The sequence below is a fragment of the Kitasatospora sp. DSM 101779 genome (assembly GCF_025655475.1).
Classification (GTDB): Bacteria; Actinomycetota; Actinomycetes; order Streptomycetales; family Streptomycetaceae; genus Kitasatospora.
This window is the reverse complement of the sequence record NZ_JAHTIK010000001.1, coordinates 2,739,043-2,762,980: the sequence shown is the minus strand read 5'-3', so window position 1 is coordinate 2,762,980 and position 23,938 is coordinate 2,739,043. Positions and strand designations below refer to the sequence as shown.

The following is a 23,938-nucleotide window of genomic DNA, read 5'->3' as shown; positions in this document are numbered from 1 at the left end:
CGGCGCTGCGGGGACGGGACGGCGCACCCGCGGCGAGGTTCCGCCAGCGGTCGGAAGCCGCCTCCGGAGGCCGTAGGCAGCGGTGGTGACAGCGCATAGGGTCGGCGAAATGAGCGACAACCCCTTCTTCTCGACCAGCACCCTGGTCCACGAGCTGCCGCCCTTCGCCGAGATCCGCGAGGAGCACTACCTGCCGGCCTTCGAGCAGGGCATGGCGCTGCAGCTCGCCGAGATCGCCGGGATCGTGGCCGACCCGGAGCCGCCGACCTTCGACAACACGGTCGTGGCGCTGGAGCGTTCGGGTGCGCTGCTGAAGCGGGTCGCCGCGGCGTTCGAGAACCAGGGGGACTCCGACACCAGCCCGGGGCTGCAGGAGCTGGACGCCGAGATCAGCCCGCGGCTGGCCCGGCACCGGGACGCCGTCCACCTCGACGCCGGGCTGTTCGCCAGGATCGACGCCCTGTACCGCCGCCGCGCCGAGCTCGGCCTCGACCGGGAGTCGCTGCGGCTGCTGGAGCGCCGGCACACCGCGTTCGTCCGGGCCGGCGCCGAGCTGCCGGCCGCCGAGCAGCAGCGGCTGCGCGAGATCAACGCCGAGCTGGCCACCGCCGCCACCGCCTTCCGCCGCAACCTGATGGACGACACCCGGGCCCGGGCGATCGTGCTGGACGGGCCCGAGCAGCTCGCCGGGCTGTCCCCGGACGCGGTCGCGGCGGCCGCCGAGAACGGCCGGGCACTCGGCCTGGACGGCTCCTACGTGCTCAGCCTGAAGAACTTCTCCAACCAGACCGAGCTCGCCCAGCTCACCGACCGCTCGCTGCGCGAGCGGCTGCTGGCGGCCTCGCTCGGCCGGGCGGCCGAGGCGAACGGGCCGCTGGCGATCCGGACGGCCGCGCTGCGGGCCGAGCGCGCCGCCCTGCTCGGCCACCCCAGCCACGCCGCGTACGTGGTGGCGGACGAGACCGCGGGCAGCGTGGCCGCGGTGGACGCGATGCTCGCCCGGCTGGCCGGCCCGGCGGTGGCCAACGCCGAACGGGAGGCCGCCGAACTGCTCGCCGCCGCCCGCGCGGACGGCCTCACCTCGATCGCGGCGCACGACTGGGCGTACTACGCGGAGCGGGTACGGCAGTCCGCGTACCAGGTCGACGCGGCGGAGCTGCGCCCGTATCTGGAGCTCGAACGGGTGCTGCACGACGGCGTGTTCTTCGCCGCCCAGCTGGTGTACGGCGTGGTGCTGCAGGAGCGGCCGGAGCTGGTGGCGTACCACCCGGACGCCCGGGTCTTCGAGGTGTTCGACGGGGACGGCGGCTCGCTCGGCCTGTTCATCGGCGACTTCTTCGCCCGCGACTCCAAGCGCGGCGGTGCCTGGATGAACGAACTGGTCAGCCAGTCCCACCTGTTGGGCAAGCGGCCGGTGGTGGTGAACAACCTCAACATCGCGAAGCCGGCGCCGGGCGAGCCGGCGCTGCTCACCTGGGACGAGGTGCGCACGCTCTTCCACGAGTTCGGGCACGCGCTGCACGGGCTGTTCTCGGACGTCCGCTACCCGATGTTCGCCGGCACCGAAGTGCCGCGCGACTTCGTGGAGTTCCCCTCGCAGGTCAACGAGATGTGGATGGTCCGGCCGGAGGTGCTGGCCAACTACGCCCGCCACCACGCCACCGGGGAGCCGCTGCCGGCCGAGCTGGTGGAGCGGATGGCGGCGGCGGAGTCCTTCGGGCAGGGTTTCCGCACCGTCGAGTACCTGGGCGCGGCCGTGATCGACTGGGCCTGGCACACCCTGCCGGCCGGGGCCGAGGTCGAGGATGCCGAGGAGTTCGAGGCTCAGGCGCTGGCCCGGGCCGGGCTCGCCGTGGCGGCCGTGCCGCCGCGCTACCGGACGGCGTACTTCAGCCACGTGTTCGCGGGCGAGTACAGCGCCGGGTACTACGCGTACATCTGGTCGGAGGTGCTGGACGCGGACACCGTCGAGTGGTTCGCCTCGAACGGCCTCGGCGTGCGGGAGAGCGGTGAGGTGTTCCGCCGCGAGCTGCTGGCCCGCGGCGGCAGCCGGCCGGCGCTGGACTGCTTCCGCGCGGTGGTCGGCCGCGACCCGGAGATCGGCCCGCTGCTGGCCCGCCGCGGCCTGGCCTGAGCCGGCCCGGGCCCCGGCGGTCAGGGCGACAGCAGGACGGTGACCGGGGTGCCGGGCCGGGCGGCGGGGTGGACCAGCCGCACCGACCCGGCCCGGTCGCCCTGCGGCGGGCGGACCTCGATCCGGGCGCCGGGGGCCTGCACCCGGAAGCCCTGCGGGAAGGCGTCGGCGGGCACGGTGATCGTGGTCGCCGTGCCCCGCCGCCCGGTGGTGAAGGCCAGGCGGTAGCGGCCGCCCTCGAAGGACTCGGCGGCGGGCTGCCCGGCGAGGGCGGTGGCGTACGGGCCGAAGGCGGGGCCGTCGCCGGGGGCGGGGCGGCCGTCCGGCCCGAGGGCGCAGTACCCGCCGTCGCCGCGGCACCAGTACCACATCGTCCAGCCGGCGGCGAAGCCCGCCATGGCGGCCACCTGGCGTTCCACCAGGAGTGCGTTGCCGGGGGTGCGGGCGCTCGGCGGGCCCCACTCGCCGACCAGGACGGGCAGCCGGCCGGCCCGCGGGTAGTCGGTGATCGCCGCGGTGTACCGCTCGACGAAGCCGCCCGCCGGGTCCCAGTCGTGGCCGGCCTCCACGGCGGTGTCGTAGAAGTGCGGGGCGTAGCCGATCCGGGCCGCACCGGGGCGCGGGTCGGCGAACTGCGGCAGCCGGGTCGGCACGCCCAGGCCGACCAGCACGGTCGGCTCGACGAACAGCCAGGCACGGTCGTCGACGCGGCGCACCGCGGTGATCAGCCGCCGGTACATGTCGGCGAGCCGTCCCTGTTCCAGTGCGGCCGCGGCGGCGGCCAGGACGGCCGGGTCCGCCGGGTCGCCGTCGACCGGGCCGAACGGCTCGTTGAACAGGTCGTAGCCCAGCAGGGCCGGGTGGCCGCGCAGTTCGCGGGCGACCGTGGTGTACAGCCCGGCCTGGGCGCGGCGCAGGTCGGCGTCGTCGTAGAGGTGGCGGAACGCGGCCTGCACGGCGGGTTGGAAGTAGCCGGCGAACCAGTCGTCCGGGTCGGGCTCGAAGGGCAGTCCGTCGTCCCGGGTCGCCCAGACCGGGACGCCGCGGTCGCCGCCGCCGAAGGCCGGCCCGTACACGTCCTGGTGGAAGTCGACCACCGCCAGCAGTCCGTGGCGGGCCGCGGCGTCCAGCAGCCGGTGGACGCGGGCGAGTTCGGCCCGGTCGTAGCGGCCGGGGGCGGGTTCGAGGCGGGTCCAGGAGACGGCGATCCGGACGAGGGTGAAGCCCCGGGCGGCGATGTCCCCCAGGTCGCCGGCGTCGGCCTCGGCGTACTTGTCGAGGTTGAAGCCGCGCAGCTGCAGGACGCGGCCGTCCCGGTTGGTGAAGAGGGTCCGGCCGTCGGGGCGGGTGGTGGTGCCGGTCGGCGTCCGGGCGGCACCAGGGACCGGTCCGGCAGCCGAGGGCGGTGCGGCGCCGAGCAGGACGGCGGCGGTCAGGAGCAGTGCCGCAGCGGTACGGAGGACGCGCACGGGCCACCTCGCACGGGGGAGTGGGTGTGAGCGCGATGATGCGCCGTCAGCTCCCGCCCCCGCAAGAGGTGAGCAGTGCTCAGGTTTCCTCGGGGGTCGTGGGCCCGGCGGCGTCCTCGGGTCCGGGTGCGGGGGGCGCCACCACCGGCGGCAGCGCGGCGGCCGCGGCCAGCCGGCCCCAGAGCAGGTCGGCCAGCGCCTGCACCATCCGCGGCCGCGGGCAGGGCCGCTGGTCCAGCCACCAGTCGCCGGCCGCCAGCACCATGCCGGTGATCGCCCGGCCCCAGGCTTCGGAGAGCAGCGGGGTGTCGGCGCCCAGGTCGACCTGGGTCTGCACGGCCCGGGTGATCTCCTCGGCGATCTGCTTCAGCGCCGGCGCGAGGGCGTTGCCGGCGCCGGTCGGGTCGCCCGGCTCGGGGTGGGTGAGCAGCCGGTACACCTGTGGACGGGACTCGATCGCCGCCAGGTAGGTGTCGATGACGTGCTCGACCTGGTCGCGGCGCTCCAGCGGCTCGCTCAGTGCCGCGCGGACGGTCTCCAGCAGGCCCGCGGTGTGGCGCTCCGTCAGGGCGGCGATCAGGCCGTTCCGGTCGCCGAAGTGCCGGTAGAGGATCGGCTTGGTGATGCCCGCCTCGGCCGCGATGGCGTTCATGCTGGCGCCCGGCCCCTCGCGTTGGACGACCCGGTCGGCGGCGTTGAGCAGCTGCTCGCGACGGGGTTCGCCGGCCGGTGCTGCGGCGGGGGTCGACACGGTGCTGGGTCCTCCTCGATCGGGCGTTGACATCGCTACCAATGAGTAGCAGACTCCCCTCGATGTTACCCGAGGTAACACCCGGTCGCGGCCCCGCCGCCCCCTTCCTTCCCTTGCGCACGCTCCTGCGGAGGCATTCCCGATGAGCACCTTCTCCCTCGACCCCGGACCGGACCAGATCGCCGTCCGCGACTGGCTGCACGGCTTCGCCGCCGACGTGATCCGGCCCGCCGCCGCCGAGTGGGACGAGCGCGAGGAGACCCCCTGGCCGATCATCCAGGAGGCCGCCAAGGTCGGCATCTACTCCCTGGACTTCTACGCCCAGCAGTACTTCGACTCCTCCGGCGTCGGCATCCCGATCGCCATGGAGGAGCTCTTCTGGGGCGACGCCGGCATCGGCCTGGCCATCGTCGGTACCACCCTGGCCGCCGTCGCCGTGCTCGCCAACGGCACCGACGAGCAGATCGGCACCTGGGCCCCGCAGATGTTCGGCACCCCCGACGACGTCAAGGTCGCCGCGTTCTGCTCCTCCGAGCCCGACGCCGGCTCCGACGTCTCAGCGCTGCGCACCCGCGCCGTCTACGACGAGGCCAAGGACGAGTGGGTGCTCAACGGCACCAAGACCTGGGCCACCAACGGCGGCATCGCCGACGTCCACGTGGTCGTCGCCACGGTCGACCCGACCCTCGGCGCCCGCGGTCAGGCCTCCTTCGTCGTCCCGCCCGGCACCCCCGGCCTCTCCCAGGGCCAGAAGTTCAAGAAGCACGGCATCCGTGCCTCGCACACCGCCGAGGTCGTCATCGACGACGTCCGGGTGCCCGGCCACTGCCTGCTCGGCGGCAAGGAGAAGCTGGACGAGCGGCTCGCCCGGGCCCGTGAGCGCGCCGCCGGCGGCGCCGGCTCCGCCAAGGGCAAGAACGCCGCGATGGCCACCTTCGAGGCCTCCCGCCCCGCGGTCGGCGCCCAGGCCGTCGGCATCGCCCGGGCCGCCTACGAGGTCGCGCTCGACTACGCGAAGACGCGGGTGCAGTTCGGCCGCCCGATCATCGACAACCAGGGCGTCGCCTTCCAACTCGCCGACATGAAGACCCGGATCGACGCCGCCCGGCTGCTGGTCTGGCGGGCCTCCTGGATGGCCGCCACCAACCAGCCCTTCCACAACGCGGAGGGTTCGATGTCCAAGCTCTACGCCGGCGAGACCGCCAAGTGGGTCTCCTCGCAGGCCATGCAGATCCTCGGCGGCAACGGCTTCACCCGCGAGTACCCCGTCGAGCGGATGCACCGCGACAGCGCCATCTACACCATCTTCGAGGGCACCAGCGAGATCCAGCGCCTGGTCATCTCCCGCGCCATCTCCGGGATACCGATCCGCTGACCCGCCGCACGGCACCTGCGGGCGGCGTCGGCCCCGGGCTCAGAACCGGGGCTCGCGCCGCTCCAGGAAGGCGGCCAGCCCCTCGCGGACGTCCGGCGCCTCACGGGACCTGCGCTCCCACGGCGCCACCGCCGCGGCCGCCTCCTGCGGCGGCACCGACAGCGCCGCCTTCACCGCGCCGATCGTCTGTGGCGACCGCTTCGCCAGCAGGCCGGCGAACTCCCGCGCCCGCTCGTCCAGTTCGGTGGCCGGCAGCACCTCGTCCACCAGACCGAACCGCTCCGCCCGCTCCGCGCCCACCAACTCGCCGGAGAACAGCAGGTACTTGGCCCGGGCCGGTCCCACCAGCGAAGCCAGCCGCACCGTCGGTACCGACGGGTACACCACGCCCAGCTTCGCCGGGGTGATGCCGAAGCGCGCATCGTGCGCCGCGAACCGCAGGTCGCAGGCGACCGCCAACTGGCAGCCCCCGCCCACGCAGGCGCCGTGCACCACCGCGACCGTCGGGTGCGGGAAGGCGGCCAGCGCCTCCTCCGCCGCCACGTTGTCCGCGTGGTACGCGTCGGCGCGGGCCGGATCGCCGTACACCTCGGACAGTTCGCCGATGTCCGCGCCCGCGCAGAACGTCCGCGCCGCACCCGTCACCAGCAGCGCCCGCACGCCCGGCTGCGCCGCGATCAGCCCCAGCACCCCGGGCAGGCCCCGCCACATCGCCAGCGTCATCGCGTTGCGCCGCTCGGGCCGGTCCAGCACCAGCGTGGCCACCGGACCGTCGAGTTCCACGCGCAGCCCGGCGACACCGGTCTCGAGCACTTGGGCCATCACTGCCTCCGGGGACGGATCGGGATGCCCCTCACCCTTCCACAGCGGCGTCCTCGCGGACCACGGCGGTCACTGTGATCTCCACCAACTGGCCGGTGTAGCCGAGGCAGGCCACGCCGAGCAGCGTCGACGTGTGCGGGCCCTGGGCCAGCCCGGAGGCGTTCACCACGTCCCACACCTCGGAGAGCGGCCCCGGCTCGGGCGAGACCACGTACACCGTGCTGGCCACCACGTCGGCGAGGGTGCTGCCGGCGTGCCGCAGCGCCTCCTCCAGATTGGCCAGCACCTGGCGGGCCTGTGCGGTGCGGTCACCGGGGCCGACCAGCTTCCCTTCCGCGTCCAGCGGCACCCCGCCGGCCAGGAACACCAGGCGGGTGCCGGGCTCCACCACCGCCGTGTGCGCGTAGCCGGGCGGCGGGAAGAGGCTCGGGACGATGCTGCGCTGGACCATGCGACGGGGCTCCTCGGGCTCGGCGGGACCGGTGCCGGCGTCGGCCGACTCCCGATCGTCCGCCGGGGGCGCGGGCGCTGTCATCCGGTTTTCGTCGGTGCCGGGAGCGTCCGGCCGCCGGCGGGGCCGTCCGTGCTGCGCGCGGCCGCCGGCCGGGGTCACCCCGCCGGCGCGCCGCCGTCGGTGCCGGCCCGCCACTCGTGCGCCAGTACCGACCACACCTCGTAGTCCTGCCGGACCCCGTTGTGCAGCACGTGCTCGCGCATGGTGCCGTCGTGGTGCATCCCCATCCGCTGCGCCACCGCCCGGCTGCGCGCATTGCCGCTGCTGTTCCACCACTCGACCTTGTGCAGCCCGCGTTCGACCAGCGCGTAGTCGATCAGCCGGCGGACGGCGGCGCTGATCAGCCCGCGGCCCTCACCGCCCTTTTCCGTCCAGGCACCGATTTCGCACACGCCGGACGCGGCGTCGAAGTGCACGAACATCACGCCGCCGACCAGCGTGCCGTCGAGCCGGATTCCGAAGATCCGGCCGGTGTCGGCGGCCTGCCGGTCGGCATATCCCTGCAGCGTCGCCCGGGCCGATTCGAGATCGGTGGACCGGGTGGCCCACGGTATCCACGGGTCGGTGTTGCCCCGGGCGCGCTCCATGTGGTCGAAGAATTCCCCGGCCTGCCACGGCTCCAGCGGGCACAGCTCGGCACCCTCGGCGAGCGGTACGGCGTACACGGCGGTCGTCCCTCCGGTCGGCGGCGACCGGCGGGCGGAAGGCGCCGCCGGTACGTAACAAACGTTTGGTAGGTACCATAGCGCGCATGACGCCAGCCCGCGGAGACCACGACGCCCGCCGCCGAGACGTCTCCGAAGCGGTCTGGCGGGTGCTGGCCGACCGGGGCTTCGGCGGGCTCACCCTGCGCGCCGTGGCCGCCGAGATGGGCGCCAGCACCGGGCTGCTCACCCACTACTTCCCCAACAAGCGCGCCCTGGTGGCCCACGCACTGGAGGTGCTGGACGAGCGGACGGCGGCCCGGCCGCGGCCCGCGGCCGAGAGCGCGGCCCCCGCCGGCGGCCTGCCGATGCTGCGCGCCGTCCTGCTGGACGTGCTGCCGCTGGACGCCGGGAGCGCCGCCGACAACCGGATCTGGGTCGGCTCCTGGGACGCCGCGCTGGCGGACGGCGGGCTGGCCGAGGAGCACGCCGGACGCTACCGCCGGTCGCGCGAGCGGATGGCCGAACTCGCCGCCGAGGCGCAGCGGCTGGGCGAACTGCCGCCAGGACGGGCGCCGGAGGAGATCGCGGCCGCCGCGCAGGCCTTCGTCCTCGGCCTGGTCGTACAGGCGCTGTTCGCACCGGAGGAGTTCCCGGCGGAGCGCCAGGTCGCGCTGCTGGACGGGTACCTCGCGGGCGTGGCCGCGGGCTGACCCGCGTGCGGGCGGTGCGTCGTCGGTGGGGGCGGGGTGCGGCCGGCGGCCGAACGGGACGCTGCAGGGTGGTGCCGCGTGCTGGCGCCCCCAGCAGGATTCGAACCTGCGACCTACCGCTTAGAAGGCGGGTGCTCTATCCGCTGAGCTATGGGGGCATGACTGGTGCGGCCCGGAGGGGTGCCGACCTGGGCGGCGGCGGACCTGCGGGCGTTCGGGCGGTGCCCGCGCGGGGCTCCTGGGTACGGCGGGGTGGGGCGGGGCCTCGGCCCGTCCGGCACGGGACGCCCGGGACAGGATAAGGGTGACCGCATCCTCCGCCGGGCCTTCCGGCACCGCTTCGGGTGTGTCGGGCTCGGCGGAGCGGTCCGATAATCGCAGGTGGCGGCCGGACGTGCAGCGGTCTGAGGGGATCTGGACCCGGACGTTGTGCAGTCGTTACGGGGCTGCCTCCCCACCTGTTATGGATTCGGCGTGTGAATCGTCCCGCCGTCCGCGCGGTGGGGGTCGGATTTGGGTTACTTCGGTTGGATGACCTGGTCGGAAGCGGACGGCGGCCACCCGTTAGGGGCTCTGCGGGCGGCGCGGACCGGGGGCGGCGTTGTCATGACCTCGCGGGATGGGTCGTTCGCGGAACCTCGAATTCCTGTTCATATTCACTCGCGCGAGTGGGCCGGGTTTTCCACACCCCCGGGTTTTCCACAGGTTTCCGCGCGGCCGCCCGGAAATTCCGCCGGTGCGACAGCATCGGGGTGCGAGCGATTCAGCTCGGACATTTTCCGCCCGGAGGGAGTTCCCGTGAATGAGACCCTGGTGACGATCGTCGGCAATGTCGCCTCGACGGTCACCTACGCGCAGACGCCGGCCGGCGTGCCGGTGGCCAACTTCCGGATGGCCACCACCGAGCGCCGCTTCGACCGCGGCACCGGCGACTGGATCGACGGCGAGACGACCTGGGTGACGGTGGTGGCCTGGCGGTGGCTCGCGACCAATCTGGTGAGCTCGGTGAACAAGGGCGATCCCGTGGTCGTCAGCGGTCGGCTGCGGGTCCGTGAATGGGGCGAGGAGGACCGCCGCCGGACGGCGGTGGAGATCGACGCCCGGTCGGTGGGCCACGACCTCTCCCGCGGCACCTCCGCCTTCCGATGGGCCGTCCGCGGACGGGCCGACCAGGAGAAGGGCGGTTCGGATGCGGTCGGCCCGCCGGACGGTCGTCGCGCGGGCGAGCCCGCGCCGGTCGGCGAGGCCGTGCCGGAGTGGATCGTCGCGGCGGTGGAGGCCCGGCGGGCGGCCGAGCGGGCTACTTCGGGCGCGGCGGCGACAGTTGGCCCGGTGTCACCGTCGGTGCTGGCGGGCGCCGCCGGCGGTCCCGGCACCAAGACCGGCTGACGGGGCGCCACCGAGCCGGCGGCAGCCGTGGCCGAGCAGCCGGGCGGAGGTGTCGACAGGGCTGCCGCAGGGATGGTGCGATGACGATCCGTAAGATCTGGTGAAGCGTCAACCAAAACGGTTCCCTGACGGCTTGATAACGGAACGGCAACGGAACTGTCCTGGTTCAGTACAACTAGGGGAAGTGTCCCGACCCTCAATATGATGCGTCGGGTCCACACATGTGCAGCGGTGTCACAGGGGGCACCGCTTTGCAGGGCGGGCTGCCATCGGCAGAGCCCGGCCCGGAGGGATCACTCATGTTCCACAGCCAGAAGCGGGCTGCCTCCCGCATAGGTACTGTCATGCTCGCGACCGGCATTGCCGTGGCGAGCGGCCTGTACGTCGCCGGCGCGGCCTCGGCCGACAGCGGCGCGGGCATCACCGCGACGATCCAGCCGACCATGGTCAGCGGTGCCGTCGACACCGGCGGCGGCCACGTGATCCAGGGCGGCCTTTTCACGCTGAAGACGGATGACGGCAAGCTCATCCAGACGTACTGCATCGACATCGACCACGGCGTCAAGATCAAGGACGCGGTCAAGTACCAGGAGTCGAACTGGGCCTCGAGCTCGCTCGGCGCCCCGGGCAAGGAAGAGGCCGCGGGCAAGATCCGCTGGATCCTCGAGCACTCCTACCCGAAGCTCTCGCTCGACGCGGTGAAGGCCGCCGTCGGCATCAAGGGCGAGTTCACCAAGGAGGACGCGGCGGCCGGCACCCAGGCCGCGATCTGGCGCTACTCCGACAACAAGACCGCGGCCACCCCGGTCGACGCCGAGGCCAAGCAGCTCACCGAGTACCTGGCGGGCAGCAAGAACACCGGTCTGAAGGAGGAGCCGGCGCCCTCGCTGGACCTCGACCCGGCGTCGGTGAACGGCAAGTCGGGCAGCAAGCTCGGCCCGTTCACCCTCAACAGCAGCGCCTCGACGGTCAAGCTGGCGCTGTCCGGCGACACCTCCGGCGGCAAGGTCAAGCTGGTCGACAAGGACGGCAAGTCCGTCGCCGACCTCAAGGGCCCGGTCGCCAAGGACACCAAGCTGTTCCTGGACGTCCCCGCGGGCACCGCGGCCGGCTCGGCCACCGTCAAGGCCTCCGCCACCACCTCCGTGCCCACCGGCCGCGTCTTCCTGAGCGTCGGCTACACCCCGGAGAAGCACAGCCAGACCATGATCCTGGCCGGCTCCGAGGAGCTGAGCGTCGCGAAGACCGCCAAGGCCACCTGGACGCAGGCCAAGGGCCCGCTGCTGGAGGCCACCTCCAAGGTCGACTGCACCAAGAACGGTGTCCAGGTCACCGTCACCAACAGCGGTGACGAGCAGGCCACCGTCACGGTCACCCCGGGCAAGTCCGTCACCGTCGGTGCCGGCAAGACCGAGACCGTGTTCGTCCCGGTCGCCGAGGACGCCACCTACGACATCAAGGTGAGCGGCCCGAACCTGACCGAGGAGTTCAAGGGCATCCTCGACTGCAAGACCACCAGCACCACCGGTGGCACGACCGGCGGCACCACCACCGGCGGTACGACCGGTGGCACCACCGGCTCGACCACCGGCGGCAGCCTGGCCAGCACCGGTGGCGGCAGCCACACCGGCATGATCGCCGGCATCGCGGGCCTGCTCGTCGCCGCCGGCGGCGGTGCGGTGTTCGCCCTGCGCCGTCGTGGCCGCCACGGCCGCTCCGCGGCCTGAACCACCCCGGGTGCGAGCCGCTCCCACGGCAGCGGCACCCGCGGTGTGACCCCCGGGTGACACCCGGGTCGTGACACCGGGCCCGGCCCCGTCCTCCGACACCGGAGGGCGGGGCCGTCGTCCTTCCCGCCCCGCCTGCCCCGCCCGTCCCGTTCGCGGCCGGCCGCACCGTCCCGCACCCCGGGCGGACCGGCCCGTGTGACCGGCGGGAGTTCGGGCGGTGCCGCGCAGTGCGGCACAATGGAAGGCTGCAAGCCGAATACACCCGACGACGCCGGAGCGATCTCACGTGGCGGAATACATCTACACGATGCGCAAGGTGCGCAAGGCACACGGCGACAAGGTCATCCTTGACGACGTGACGCTCTCCTTCCTCCCCGGAGCGAAGATCGGCGTGGTCGGCCCCAACGGCGCCGGCAAGTCCACGGTGCTGAAGATGATGGCCGGGCTGGAGCAGCCGTCCAACGGCGACGCCTTCCTCTCGCCGGGCTACACCGTCGGCATGCTCCTCCAGGAGCCCCCGCTCGACGAGTCCAAGACCGTCCTGGAGAACGTCCAGGACGGCGTCAAGGAGGTCAAGGGCAAGCTCGACCGGTTCAACGAGATCGCCGAGCTGATGGCGACCGACTACTCGGACGAGCTGCTCGAGGAGATGGGCCGGCTCCAGGAGGACCTGGACCACGCCAACGCCTGGGACCTCGACGCCCAGCTCGAGCAGGCCATGGACGCCCTGGGCTGCCCGCCCGGCGACTGGCCGGTCACCAAGCTCTCCGGTGGTGAGAAGCGCCGCGTCGCGCTCTGCAAGCTGCTGCTGGAGGCCCCCGACCTGCTGCTCCTCGACGAGCCCACCAACCACCTCGACGCCGAGTCGGTGAACTGGCTGGAGCAGCACCTCGCCAAGTACGCGGGCACCGTCGTCGCGGTCACCCACGACCGGTACTTCCTCGACAACGTCGCCCAGTGGATCCTGGAGCTCGACCGCGGCCGGGCGTTCCCCTACGAGGGCAACTACTCCACCTACCTGGAGACCAAGCAGACCCGTCTCAAGGTCGAGGGCCAGAAGGACGCCAAGCGCGCCAAGCGGCTCAAGGAAGAGCTGGAGTGGGTCCGCTCCAACGCCAAGGGCCGTCAGGCGAAGTCCAAGGCGCGTCTCGCCCGCTACGAGGAGATGGCGGCCGAGGCCGACAAGATGCGGAAGCTGGACTTCGAGGAGATCCAGATCCCGCCGGGCCCGCGCCTGGGCAGCGTCGTCGTCGAGGTGGACAACCTCTCCAAGGGCTTCGGCGAGAAGCTCCTGATCGACGACCTGAGCTTCACCCTGCCGCGCAACGGCATCGTCGGCGTGATCGGCCCGAACGGCGCCGGCAAGACCACCCTGTTCAAGATGCTGCAGGGCCTGGAGACCCCGGACGACGGCAAGGTCAAGGTCGGCGAGACCGTCAAGATCAGCTACGTCGACCAGAACCGCGCCAACATCGACCCGAAGAAGACCCTGTGGGAGGTCGTCTCCGACGGCCTCGACTGGATCAACGTCGGCCAGGTCGAGATGCCGTCCCGCGCCTACGTCTCCGCGTTCGGCTTCAAGGGCCCGGACCAGCAGAAGCCGGCCGGTGTGCTCTCCGGCGGTGAGCGCAACCGCCTCAACCTGGCGCTCACCCTCAAGCAGGGCGGCAACCTGCTGCTCCTCGACGAGCCCACCAACGACCTGGACGTCGAGACGCTCTCCTCGCTGGAGAACGCGCTGCTCGACTTCCCCGGCTGCGCCGTGGTCATCTCCCACGACCGCTGGTTCCTGGACCGCGTCGCCACCCACATCCTCGCCTACGAGGGCGACAGCAAGTGGTTCTGGTTCGAGGGCAACTTCGAGTCCTACGAGAAGAACAAGATCGAGCGGCTCGGCCCGGACGCCGCCCGCCCGCACCGCGCCACCTACAAGAAGCTGACCCGCGGCTGACCGTCCGCAGGACGACAGCCGCCGGCAACGCCGGCGCAACAACGGCCGGGCAGGCTGCCCCTCGGGGCGGCCCGCCCGGCCACCCGCCCGCGGCCCGGCCGCGGGCGACCCGAAGTCTGAGGAGATCCTTCGTGGCACGCCACATCTACGCCTGCCCCCTGCGGTGGTCCGACATGGACGCCTTCGGCCACGTCAACAATGTGGTCTTCCTGCGCTACCTGGAGGAGGCCCGGATCGACTTCATGTTCACCCAGGCCGCCGAGGCGGGCGCGGGGGAGTTCGCGGGCGGCTCGGTGGTGGCGCGCCACGAGATCGAGTACAAGAAGCCGCTGGTGCACCGCCCGGCCCCGGTGACGGTCGAGACCTGGGTCACCAAGATCGGCGGCGCCTCGCTCACCGTCTCCTACGAGATCAAGGACACCGCGGAGGACGGCACCGAGACGGTCTACGTCAAGGCGTCCACCGTCGTCGTCCCCTACGACCTGGCCGAGGGCCGGCCGCGCCGGATCAGCCCCGTCGAGCGGGAGTTCCTCTCCCGCTTCATGGACGCGGTGCCCGCCGCCGTGGCCGCAGCCTGAGCCGGACGGTACCGACGACGTGAGCAGCACCCCCGTGACCGGTCGGCCCGCCGGACTCGTCCTCGCCGAGAGCGGCGGGGCGGCGGACCTCGCCGCCTTCCTCGGCCGGCTGCTGCGCTTCGACCGCGCCGCCGCCGTCCGCCTCCAGGCCGTGCCCGGTCCCGGGTCCGGCGGCGTCCTGGCGGTCTTCGGCCGGCTCCCGCTGGGATCGGCCGGTGCGATCGCCGTCCGCACCGCGCTGCTGGCCGGGCCGACGGCGGGGACGGACACCACCGTCTCCGCCGGGCAGCTGCTGGAGGCCGTGGACGCGGAGGGCGGCACCGTCGCCGTGCCGCCGCCGGTCACCGGTCCGGCGTGGGCCGGCCTGCTGCCGCCCCGGGCCGGCTGGCAGCTGATCGCCGAGCCGCAGGCCTTCGAGGTGCTGCCGGAGGTGTCCGCCGCGGTCGGCGAGTTCCGCCGGCGCAGCGAGGACGTCCCCGAGCACCACCGTTCGCGGCAGGTGCTGGACGCGCTGGCCGACGAGATCTGGTCGCGCCCGCTGAGCGCCGTCCCGGAGCTTCCGCTGCGTGCCGCGCACGCGGCCTACGTGATCGGCTTCCTGCGGCCCGCGGTGCCGCTGACCGTGCACCGTGCGGGCGGCTGGCTGCGGTTGAGCGCGCCGGCGGGTTCGGTCGCCGTCCGCAGCGCCGCCGCGCCCGGCGCGGGCCTGGGCCTGAGCCCGCTTCGCTAGCCCGCCGGTCTCGGCCTGGGCCCGCTGCGGTGGCGCAGCGCGGCTCCGTCCACGCTCAGCCCGCGGTGTTGATCATCGAGGCGGCGGCGTAGGTCAGGTAGTCCCAGAGCTGGCGCTCGGCGTCCTCGGGCAGGGCCAGCTCGTCGAGGGCGGTGCGCATGTGCCGCAGCCAGGCGTCGTGCGCGGCGCGGTCGACCTTGAACGGGGCGTGCCGCATCCTCAGCCGCGGGTGGCCGCGCTCCTCGCTGTACGTCCGGGGCCCGCCCCAGTACTGCATGAGGAAGAGCGCGAACCGCTCCTCGGCCGGGCCGAGGTCCTCCTCGGGGTACATCGGCCGCAGCAGCTCGTCCTCGGCGACGCCCTGGTAGAAGCGGTGCACCAGCCGGCGGAAGGTGGCCTCGCCGCCGATCGCGTCGAAGAAGGTCTCCTCGGGAAGCGTGCTCTGCGGGATCTCGTTCACCCGACCATGGTCGCAGACGGCCGCAGGGGCCGTACACCGGTCTTCCGGCCTACGACCCCTGCGGATTTGTCCCTCGTCCCGGGTGCCGACTACACGTCGTCCCAGTTGAAGAAGCGCCAGGCGATCAGGCAGAGCACGGCCGAGAAGGCCAGCAGTCCGCCCATCGCCGGCAGCGCGTCCATGACGCCGCCGCCGCGGCTGAGCACCGACTGGGAGGCGGTGACCAGGTAGCGCAGCGGGAAGACCTTGGAGACGGTCTGCAGCCAGCCGGGGCTGCCGTCGAGCGGGATGAACGCCCCGCCGAGGAAGGACATCGGCAGGATGATCAGCTGGTTGATGCCGTTCGCCGCCTCCTCGGTCTTGGCGAGCCCGCCGGTGAGCAGGCCGATCGACATGAAGGCGACGGTGGCGCAGAGCACCAGCGGCACGATCAGCCACCAGTTGCCGGTGAGCTTCAGCCCGAAGAACGGCGTGGTGGCGATCACCAGGAAGATCGCCGTCTGCGCGAGCGCGATCACGCAGTTCACCGCGACCCGGGCGCCGATCACCGCGGGGATGGAGACCGGGGCGAGCCGCAGCCGCCGCAGCACCCGCTTGGTGCGCCAGTTGATCAGGGTGAAGGAGGCGCCGTAGACCGCGCCGGAGGCGATGGCCCAGCCGAGCAGGCCCGGGGTGAGGTACTGGATCGGTTTGAGCGACTGGTCCTCGACCTGGACGGACTGGATGGTGAACGCCGGCGGCCTGCCGGACGCCGCCTGGTTGGCGGCCTTCACCAGGTTGTCCACGATCGCCTGCACGCTGCCGGCCTTGACCATGTCGGCGGCGCTGTGGCGGACCACCACCTGGCCGTTCGGCCCCTGCTCGACGAGGGCGTCGAGGTCTCCCTTGCGGACCTTCTCCAGGGCGGCGGCCTCGTCGTCGATCTTCGTGACGGTGAGGACCTTCTCCAGTTCCTTGCGGTCCTCGCCCTGCACGGCGTCGAGCACCTGGACGGCGCCGACCTGGGCGACCTTCACGTGCGGGGCGCCCGCGCTCTTGAAGAGCGTGCCGAACATCAGCAGGAAGATCAGCGGCATCATCAGGGTGAAGAAGAGCGCGCCGCGGTCGCGTACGAAGCCCAGCAGCATGACCCGGGCGAGTCCGACGAAGGCGCTGGCGCGCTCCGGCGCCTCGGGGGCCGGGGCGGCCGGCTCGCGGTCGGTCGCGGTGGGGGCGGTGGCGGTCATGCCCGGTACTCCCGTCCGGTGAGGCGGAGGAAGACGTCCTCCAGGGTGGCGCCGCGGACCTCCAGGCCGCGCAGCGCGTTCTGCTCGGCGAGCACCGAGAGCACCGGCGCCGGGACGCGGGTCGAGACGGACAGCGAGACGCCGTCGTCCTCCAGGCCGGCCAGTTCGGCTCCGGCCGCGGTGAACAGGTCGCGTGCGGTGTCGGGCGCGAGCAGCCCTGACTCGACGCTGATCCGGACGGTGTCGTCGATCTCGCGGACCAGGGCTGCGGGCGCGCCGGTCTTGAGCACCTTGCCGTGGTCCATCACCGAGACCCGGTCGCAGAGCACCTCGGCCTCGTCGAGGTAGTGCGTGGTGAGGACGACCGTCCGGCCCTCGGCGTTGATGTCGCGCAGCAGGTCCCACAGGTTGCGTCGGGCCTGCGGGTCGAGACCGGTGGTGGGCTCGTCGAGGAAGACGAGCTCCGGGTCGTGGACGAGGGCGCAGGCGATGGACAGGCGCTGCGCCTGGCCGCCGGACATCTTCTCGGTCTGGACGGCGGCGGAGTCGGCCAGGCCGACCTTGTCGAGCATCGCGTCGGCCCGCTTCGGGCCGACGCCGTAGAAGGAGGCGAAGGTGCGGATCGTCTCACGGGCGGTCAGCCGGTTGAAGAAGGACGACGCCTGGAACTGCACGCCGATGCGCGGCAGCAGTGCGGTGTTGCGCGGCCAGGGCTTGAGCCCCAGCAGTTCGACGCGGCCCTCGTCGGGCTCGCGGATCCCCTCCAGGATCTCCAGAGTGGTGGTCTTGCCGGCCCCGTTCGGCCCGAGAATCCCGTAGAACTCGCCCGCCTCGACGGTGAGTGACACACCGTCGACGGCCTGGACGTCCCCGTACCGCTTCCGTATTCCGTCAGCGGATATAGCTGCAGTCATGTCACATGACACTAGGGGTTCCTGTGCCCGTGCGGTGAGGATTACCGGGCAAAACCGGGGAAAAACCCGTCGGGCGCGGTGCAGCGTGATCGTCGTCCAGGCGCCGATGTGGATCCGGTCGCCGTCGTTCAGCGGGATCGCGGTGTGCGGCGGCACCGGGTCGGCGCCGCCGTTCATGGTGGTGCCGTTGGTCGAGTCCTGGTCCACCAGCACCCAGCTGCCGTCGGGCTGTTCGGCGAGCATGGCGTGCAGGTGCGAGGCCCCCGGGTCCTCCGGCGGCACCGACAGGTCGATCTCCGGCACGGTGCCGCGCTGCTGGCTGCGCCGGCCGATCCGCAGCTGGCCGCGGCCGGTCAGCGGGATGCGCCGCTCGGGGCAGTACGGCGGGAAGAAGAGCCCCGACGCGTCCGGACCGCTGCGCGCCATCATGTCGGCGAAGTAGTCCCGGTCGGCGCTGACCACCGCGATCCACTGGGTGCGGGTCGGCGGCGGGGGCGGCGGCGCGGCCGGGCCGGGGCCGTGCTGGCCCTGCGGAGCGTGCTGGCCGTACTGGCCCTGGTGGCCCCGGACCGGCTGGCCCTGATGGCCCGGTCCGGGCGGGGCCAGTCGGAAGGACGTCCCGAAGCCGTCGCTGCCCGGCCCGCCGGCGGGGTCGGCGTAGACCGGACCCGTCCGCTCGTAGCCGTCGGGCTCCGCGTACGGCGCCGGGGCCGGCCGGTCGAAGCCCTGCTTCTCCAGGCTGGGCGGCTGCCCGTACCCGGAGTCGCGGCCGGGCGGGCCGCCGGGGGCGGGGTGGGCGCCTGCGGCCGCTGCGGCGCGGACAGGTCGTAGTCGTAGCCGCACTCCTCGCAGTACCGGCCGGTCTGCGGGCTGCGGCAGATCGGGCAGGTCACCAGGCCGGCGGTGATGTCGGGGGAGCCGCCGTGCGACGAGGCACCGTACGCGGACCCGCCGTGCGACGGCTCGCCGTACGCGGACCCGCCGCCGATGGACAGCCCGCCGAGGCCGCCGCGGCGCTCGGGGGCCGGCTCCTCGTAGGGCGGCTGCCCGTACCCGGAGTCGCGGCCGGACGGCTCGTAGGAGGGCCGCTCGTAGCCGCCCTGGCCGCCGTAGGCCGGACCGCCCGGGGGCGGCCCCGGCGGGGCGGGTGCAGGCGGTGCGGAGGCGGGCGGGGGCGGCGGGTAGCCGGCCCCGGCGGGCGCACCGAACGGCGAACCCTGGGCCGGCGGGGCGCCCGGGACGGCCAGACCGGGCGGCGGAGTCATCGGGAAGCCGCAGAAGTCGCACCAGTCCTCGGCCTGCGACTCATGGCCCCTAGGGCAGATCGGCATCAAATCCCCCACATCAGCAGGTCCGGCCCAGGGAATCGGCCGGTCATCTCTTCACTCGCACGGTCTTGGTCGACCGGGTCTCGAGTGTCATCGAGTCGGCCTCGCTCACGTTCTTACGGAATCGAACCGTACCCTCCTTCGGATCCACCACGTCGACCACCTTCTCCAGCAGACGGAACGTGCCGTCGTTGCCGGTCACGTGGGCGAGCCGGACGGCCGCGCCCAGCTTGGCGGTGGCCCGGTCGACGTCCCCGGCGCGGTGGGCGGCGAGGCCCTCCTGGATGGACGCCGCCAGCTCGGCCTGACCGGTGTAGTGGGCCACCTGCTGGTTGATCCGGGTGGAGGAGGCCAGGTCGTCCGTCCACACCGCCCGGACGAGGCCCTGGGAGAGCGTGTCGGCGGTGCCGTCGGGCCGCGGCAGCACCAGGCTGACCCGGGCGGCCAGCATCTCGTCGCCGACGGTGGCGGCCGGCACCTCGACGCAGACGTGGTAGTCGCGGCTCTCGTCGCCCCAGGAGCCGGTCGGGTAGTCGCCGGCCCGCGGTCCGGCGCCACTGCGGCGGCCGGTGAGGTCCTCGACCGAGGGGGCGACCTGCTTGACGTACTTCACCACGGCGTTGGCCGGGGTCCAGATCCGCAGGGCGACGTCCGCGACCTGCTTGCCCATGGCGGTGGACATCATCGCCCGGAAGTCGTCCGCCAGGCCGGAGGGCTCGGCGACGATGTCGACGGTGCCGAGCAGCGCGGAGGAGATCCGGCGCAGCTCGTCGACCTCCCAGTCGGTGCCGACGCCGCGGCAGTCGGCGGTGAAGTACCCGGCGGCCCGCTCCAGAACGGCCTGCAGATCGGCGGGCTTCTCGTGCTCGTTGCGGCCGTCGGTGAGCAGGATGCCGTGCCGGATGGAGCGCTCCGGGCGGCTCTCGAAGAGCCGCTGGGCGAGCGCCAGCCAGGTGCCGATCGCGGTGCCGCCCATCGGGGTGAGCCGGCGCAGGGCGGTCCTGGCGGCGGCGCGGGTGGACGGGTCGGCGACCGCCAGTTCGCCGCCGCCCGGGTAGACCTCCGCGGCCTCGTGGGTGCCGGCCACCACGGCGAAGGCGACGCCGTCGCGCAGGGTGTCGATGGCCGCGGCGGTCGCCTCGCGGGCGTTGCGCATCTTCGAGGCCGGGTAGTCCATCGAGCCGGAGCAGTCGATCATGATCACCACGGCAGCGTCGCCGCCGTCGGCGGAGGCCGGCAGCCGGCCGGCGGAGGTGCCGCCGCCGGTGGCGGTGACGGTCACGATCGCGTTGACCTCGCGGGCGCCCTCGGCGAGGTACTCGTTCTGGAAGATGTCGACGTCGAATCGGGGCGCGTTCGGCTTGGACAGACTTGCCATGGGCTGAGGGCTCCTGTCGAGCGGGCGGGCGGGGGCCGGTGTGGTCGTCCTGCGGCTGTCGTGCTGTCGGTCGTCGTGCTGGTGGTTGTCGTGGTGTCGGTCGTCGTGCGGTCGTCAGGGGGCGGGCGTCGTCGGGCCGCACCCGTGCGGCGGGCGCGCGGGCGGTGGCGCGCCGCTCCTGCGGTGCGCCCGAGTGCGGCCCTCGTCAGTCGAGCGGTGCCGGGGCCGGCGGGAACGGCGGCATCGGAGGGGCGGGCGGTGCGGGCGGTGCCGACGGCGGCCCGTCCGGCAGGGTGGCGGCGTGCCCCTGCGGTGCGGGGGCGGCCTCGGCGGCGGGGCGCTGCACGGGCAGGTCGAGCAGGGTCGGCTCGTGCTCGGGCTCGCCCGGGGTGATCGGCAGTACGGCGACGGTGATGTTGTCGTGCCCGCCGGCGGTGACCGCGAAGTCGACCAGGGAGCGGGCGGCGGCCAGCGGCTGTGTCCGGGCGTCGGCACGGACGAAGAAGGCCAGGTCGGTGGCGGCCTCCGCGTAGTTCCACAGCCCGTCGGTGCAGATCAGCACCACGCCGGGCACGTGCGGGGTGAACGAGACGGTGTGCGGGACGAGCTCCTCGGCGTCGGCGCCGAGCCAGCCGGTGATGGCGTGCGCCCGCGGGTCGGCGTACGCCTCGGCCTCGCCCATCAGCCCGGCGGCCACCATCCGGGCGGCCCAGGAGTCGTCCTCGGTGAGCCGGTAGGGCTCGGCCGACTCGCGGTCGTCCGGGATCCAGTAGGCGCGGGTGTCGCCGACCCAGCCGATGGTGACCAGGCCGTCCGCGGCGATGGCGCTGACGTAGGTGCAGGCGGGTGCGTTGAGACCGCCGTCCGGCCGGGCGCGGTTCTTGTCGTCGTAGGCGAGCTCGGTGACGGCCCGGGCGGCGTCGGCGATCGCGCGGCGCATCGCGGCCGTCGGGTCGTCGCCGCGTTCGAGCGAGCTGAGCAGCGACTCGGAGGCGGCGTCCACGGCGGTCGCGGAGGCCTCGTCCGGTCGGGCGGAGGAGGAGACGCCGTCGCAGACCACGGCGACGACGGCGGGCCGGCCGCCGGGCAGCGAGGTGCCGGCGACGGTGAAGGCGTCCTCGTTGCGGTGGTGGCGCAGGCCGCGGTCGCTGACGCCGGCGACGCCGGCCATCGCCCGCTCCTGGTGGTCCCGCGGCTTCGGCTGCGCCTTGCCGCAGGACTCGCAGTACCCGTCGGGGGCGAGGCCGGCGGCCCCGCAGTGCACGCAGGTGCCCGCGGCCGGTCCGGCCGCCGGCAGGTCGGGCACGGTGGCCCCGGGGCCCCGGGCATCGGTGACCACCCGGGTCCCGGCGGGTTCGGCGGTGCTGTGCCCGCACGCGCCGCAGTAGGCGTCGTCCGGGCCCAGCGGCTCGGCACAGCTCGGGCACACGGTCTGCTGCTGCGGCATTGCTCACACCCACGTCCGTGGACGGGCACGGTTGGCCCGCTCCACCATCTCGATCCTTGTTTCGGCCCGGTCGGACAACCGTGCCAGCACCCGGTAGGAGTGCTCCAGGGCGAAGCGCAGTTCCCGTTCGCCGGCAGGATGTCCGAGCACCTCGTACGCCGGGGCCGCGGTGTCCGCGGCGGCCTTCCCGGCGGCGTCCGGGCGGCCCGCGACGACCCAGCCGAGGGCCGCGTCCAGCAGCTCGACGGAGAGCTCCTCGTGCCGCCGGGCGTCCAGGCCGAGCGCGGTGATCTGCTCGGAGCAGCGCGCCAGGTCGGGGCCGAGCGGATCGGTCGCCGGACGGTCGCGCAGCCGGGCGCGGACGGCGGCGATCCGGGCCGCGGTGTGGTGCGCGGAGGACTCCGGCACCCCCTCCAGGGCGGCGACCGCGCCGGCCCGGTCGCCGGCCGCGAGCAGGACGCGGGCCAGCCCGAAGGCGGCGCCGACGTAGCTGCGGTCGGTGGTGGCGACCAGCCGGTGGAACGCGGCGGCGTCCTCACCGTTGCCGAGCAGCTCGGCGCAGAGGGCGAGGGCGAGCTTGGGGGCGGCCTCGCCGGGGAACGCGTCGTACAGCGCGTCGAAGGCGTCGGCGGCGGCCTCGGCGCGGCCCGCGGCGAGGGCGGTGAGCCCGCGGTACCAGACGGCCCGCCAGTCCCCGGGGTGGTCCTGCTCGACGACGTCGAGGTCGCGTGCGGCGGCCTGCGGGTCGCCGAGCTCCAGGTGGGCGCGCAGCGCCCGCAGGCGCAGTTCCAGCGAGGGCGCGGGCGCGGTGGCGAGCGCGGCCAGCGCCTCGCCGGGGGCGGTGCCGGCCAGGGCGGCGAGGAAGCCTGCGTTCGGGTCGGCGGTGTCCACCCGGGGTGCCGGCAGGGCGAGGGCGGCCGCGGCCGGGTCGAGGGCGCCGGCGGCGAGCTCGGCGTCGAGCACCCGCACCTCGGGCCCGAACAGGGTGGAGAGCGCGGGCCGCGGCCGGCCGTCCTGCAGGGCGAGCACCTCGCGCAGGACGCCGGTGAGCTGGTCGGCCATCTCCTCGGCGGAGCCGAAGCGGCGGGCCGGGTCCGGGTCGGTGGCCCTGACGAGCAGCCGGTAGTACGACTCGTAGGCGGCGAACAGCGGCGCCTCGTCGGGGCCGGGCAGGTCGTGCCGGTGCGTGGTGTCGTAGCCGCGGAAGTCGAGGCTGAGCACGGCCAGGGTGCGGGCCACGGTGTAGAGGTCGGAGGCGGGTGACGGTCCGTCGGTGGCGATCTCGGGCGCCTGGTAGCCGACGGTGCCGTAGATCGGGCCGTCGTCGTCGAAGCGGCGGACGGCGCCCATGTCGATGATCTTGAGCGAGTCCTCGCTCTGGATCACGTTGTCGATCTTGAAGTCGCAGTACACCAGGCCGCGGGCGTGCAGGTAGCCGAGCGCGGGCAGCGCCTCCAGCGCGTAAGCGATCGCCTGCTCGACCGGCAGCGGGTCGCGCCGGCCGTCCGGGGTGCGGCGTTCGTTGGCGATGTCCTTCAGCGACTTGCCGCCGACGTACTCCATCACGATGTAGCCGTCGGACGCACCCGTCCGCAGGTCCGGGTGCTCGGCGAAGTTGATGATGCGGACGATGTTCGGGTGGTCCACCTCGGCGAGGAAGCGCCGCTCGGCGAGCGCGACCGCCAGCGCGTCCTCGTCGCCGGTGTCCAGCAGGCCCTTGAGTACCACCCACTTGTCGCTGACCCGGCGGTCGATCGCCAGGTAGATCCAGCCGAGTCCGCCGTGCGCCAGGCAGCCCACCACCTCGTACTGGCCGCCGACCAGGTCGCCGCGGCGCAGCTTGGGTGTGAAGGAGTAGGCCGTGCCGCACTTGGTGCAGAAGCCCTCCGGGCGGCCCGGCTGGTCGCCCTTGGACCGGCCGACCGGGGCGTCGCACTTGGAGCAGAACCGCTTGCGCTCCGGCACCTCCGGATTCTCCAGCACGGCCGCAGACGGGTCGGGCCGCGGCACCGCGGGCACCGTCACCAGGCCGGCGCCCAGGTTGCCGCGCCGTCCCGTCCCGGCGGTGCCGCCGCTGCTGCGCACCGAGACCGAGCGCCCGCCGCCCGTCCGGGCGGAGCGGTGCGAGCGGGACCGGCCGGACATCGTCCGCGAGGAACCGGTGCGGGACGCTTCGCTGCGGACGGAGCCGGCGCGCGCGGCGTCGGGGGAGACCCGCGCGGCGGGCACCTGCGGTGCGCCGGCCTCGGCGGCCAGCCCGCACTCGTCGCAGTAGCCGTCCGCGTCGATCGTGCCCGGGCAGTCCCGGGTGCACCGCCCCGGTTCGGCCGGACCGGGCGCCGCCGTGCCCGTGGCCGTCGCCCCCGCGGGCCCGGCGGCCGCGGC

The 23,938-nt window shown here is 73.7% G+C and carries 19 protein-coding genes and 1 tRNA gene; 8 read left to right on the top strand and 12 right to left on the bottom strand.

Going from position 1 to position 23,938, the window contains the following annotated elements:
- The first annotated feature begins 109 nt into the window (after positions 1-109).
- Positions 110-2,134 (top strand): M3 family metallopeptidase, encoded by a 2,025-nt coding sequence (locus KSNIM_RS12745; RefSeq protein ID WP_263103353.1) that lies wholly within the window; start codon positions 110-112, stop codon positions 2,132-2,134.
- Positions 2,135-2,154: 20 nt separating this feature from the next.
- On the opposite strand, the gene KSNIM_RS12740 is transcribed toward KSNIM_RS12745, so the two are convergent.
- Both KSNIM_RS12740 and KSNIM_RS12735 read right to left on the bottom strand, forming a co-directional pair.
- Positions 2,155-3,603: a glycoside hydrolase family 5 protein gene (locus tag KSNIM_RS12740; RefSeq protein ID WP_263103352.1), complete on the bottom strand. Its 1,449-nt coding sequence runs from the start codon at positions 3,601-3,603 to the stop codon at positions 2,155-2,157.
- 79 nt (positions 3,604-3,682) lie between these two features.
- On the bottom strand, positions 3,683-4,387 hold the full coding sequence (locus KSNIM_RS12735; protein ID WP_411543699.1) for a TetR family transcriptional regulator: 705 nt from the start codon (positions 4,385-4,387) through the stop codon (positions 3,683-3,685).
- 109 nt (positions 4,388-4,496) lie between these two features.
- On the opposite strand from KSNIM_RS12735, the gene KSNIM_RS12730 reads away from it, so the two are divergent.
- A complete protein-coding gene (locus KSNIM_RS12730) occupies positions 4,497-5,729 on the top strand; it encodes an acyl-CoA dehydrogenase family protein (RefSeq protein WP_263103350.1) in 1,233 nt (410 codons plus the stop codon).
- A 39-nt stretch (positions 5,730-5,768) separates the two neighbouring features.
- Here KSNIM_RS12730 and KSNIM_RS12725 read toward each other — a convergent pair whose 3' ends face one another.
- The 3 genes from KSNIM_RS12725 to KSNIM_RS12715 form a co-directional block, all read right to left on the bottom strand.
- On the bottom strand, positions 5,769-6,551 hold the full coding sequence (locus KSNIM_RS12725; RefSeq protein ID WP_263103349.1) for an enoyl-CoA hydratase/isomerase family protein: 783 nt from the start codon (positions 6,549-6,551) through the stop codon (positions 5,769-5,771).
- A gap of 31 nt (positions 6,552-6,582) precedes the next feature.
- The gene (locus tag KSNIM_RS12720) at positions 6,583-7,002 is read right to left on the bottom strand and encodes a RidA family protein (RefSeq protein ID WP_263103348.1); all 420 of its coding nucleotides are present in this window, start codon (positions 7,000-7,002) and stop codon (positions 6,583-6,585) included.
- Positions 7,003-7,160: 158 nt separating this feature from the next.
- Entirely contained in the window at positions 7,161-7,730 is a 570-nt protein-coding gene (locus KSNIM_RS12715) for a GNAT family N-acetyltransferase (protein ID WP_263103347.1), read from the bottom strand.
- 86 nt (positions 7,731-7,816) lie between these two features.
- Between KSNIM_RS12715 and KSNIM_RS12710 the strand changes: the two genes are divergently transcribed.
- Positions 7,817-8,422, top strand: coding sequence for a TetR/AcrR family transcriptional regulator (locus tag KSNIM_RS12710; RefSeq protein ID WP_263103346.1), 606 nt, complete (start codon positions 7,817-7,819; stop codon positions 8,420-8,422).
- Positions 8,423-8,504: 82 nt separating this feature from the next.
- Here the strand turns inward: KSNIM_RS12710 and KSNIM_RS12705 are convergent.
- Positions 8,505-8,580: transfer RNA gene (locus KSNIM_RS12705), tRNA-Arg, on the bottom strand.
- A gap of 640 nt (positions 8,581-9,220) precedes the next feature.
- On the opposite strand from KSNIM_RS12705, the gene KSNIM_RS12700 reads away from it, so the two are divergent.
- From KSNIM_RS12700 to KSNIM_RS12680, 5 genes are all read left to right on the top strand, one after another.
- A complete protein-coding gene (locus KSNIM_RS12700) occupies positions 9,221-9,811 on the top strand; it encodes a single-stranded DNA-binding protein (protein WP_263103345.1) in 591 nt (196 codons plus the stop codon).
- A 299-nt stretch (positions 9,812-10,110) separates the two neighbouring features.
- Positions 10,111-11,538 carry a Cys-Gln thioester bond-forming surface protein gene (locus tag KSNIM_RS12695; RefSeq protein ID WP_263103344.1) on the top strand — a complete coding sequence of 476 codons (1,428 nt, stop codon included), beginning with the start codon at positions 10,111-10,113 and terminating at the stop codon, positions 11,536-11,538.
- A gap of 289 nt (positions 11,539-11,827) precedes the next feature.
- Positions 11,828-13,492, top strand: a complete 1,665-nt coding sequence (gene ettA, locus KSNIM_RS12690) for an energy-dependent translational throttle protein EttA (protein ID WP_263103343.1) — start codon at positions 11,828-11,830, stop codon at positions 13,490-13,492.
- Between the two features lie 131 nt (positions 13,493-13,623).
- The gene (locus KSNIM_RS12685) at positions 13,624-14,070 is read left to right on the top strand and encodes an acyl-CoA thioesterase (protein WP_263103342.1); all 447 of its coding nucleotides are present in this window, start codon (positions 13,624-13,626) and stop codon (positions 14,068-14,070) included.
- 19 nt (positions 14,071-14,089) lie between these two features.
- Positions 14,090-14,800, top strand: coding sequence for a hypothetical protein (locus KSNIM_RS12680; RefSeq protein ID WP_263103341.1), 711 nt, complete (start codon positions 14,090-14,092; stop codon positions 14,798-14,800).
- 55 nt (positions 14,801-14,855) lie between these two features.
- Here KSNIM_RS12680 and KSNIM_RS12675 read toward each other — a convergent pair whose 3' ends face one another.
- From KSNIM_RS12675 to KSNIM_RS12650, 6 genes are all read right to left on the bottom strand, one after another.
- The gene (locus KSNIM_RS12675; protein WP_263103340.1) at positions 14,856-15,260 is read right to left on the bottom strand and encodes a globin; all 405 of its coding nucleotides are present in this window, start codon (positions 15,258-15,260) and stop codon (positions 14,856-14,858) included.
- Between the two features lie 89 nt (positions 15,261-15,349).
- Positions 15,350-16,486, bottom strand: a complete 1,137-nt coding sequence (locus KSNIM_RS12670; RefSeq protein ID WP_263103339.1) for an ABC transporter permease — start codon at positions 16,484-16,486, stop codon at positions 15,350-15,352.
- Positions 16,483-18,243 (bottom strand): ATP-binding cassette domain-containing protein, encoded by a 1,761-nt coding sequence (locus KSNIM_RS12665; RefSeq protein ID WP_263103338.1) that lies wholly within the window; start codon positions 18,241-18,243, stop codon positions 16,483-16,485. Before KSNIM_RS12665 ends, KSNIM_RS12670 begins: the two co-directional genes overlap by 4 nt.
- 531 nt (positions 18,244-18,774) lie before the next feature.
- Positions 18,775-20,106 carry a VWA domain-containing protein gene (locus KSNIM_RS12660; protein WP_263103337.1) on the bottom strand — a complete coding sequence of 444 codons (1,332 nt, stop codon included), beginning with the start codon at positions 20,104-20,106 and terminating at the stop codon, positions 18,775-18,777.
- 205 nt (positions 20,107-20,311) lie between these two features.
- Positions 20,312-21,553, bottom strand: coding sequence for a PP2C family protein-serine/threonine phosphatase (locus KSNIM_RS12655; protein WP_263103336.1), 1,242 nt, complete (start codon positions 21,551-21,553; stop codon positions 20,312-20,314).
- Between the two features lie 3 nt (positions 21,554-21,556).
- Positions 21,557-23,938 (bottom strand): tetratricopeptide repeat protein (locus tag KSNIM_RS12650; protein ID WP_411543698.1); only part of this gene is annotated, 2,382 nt, incomplete at its 5' end.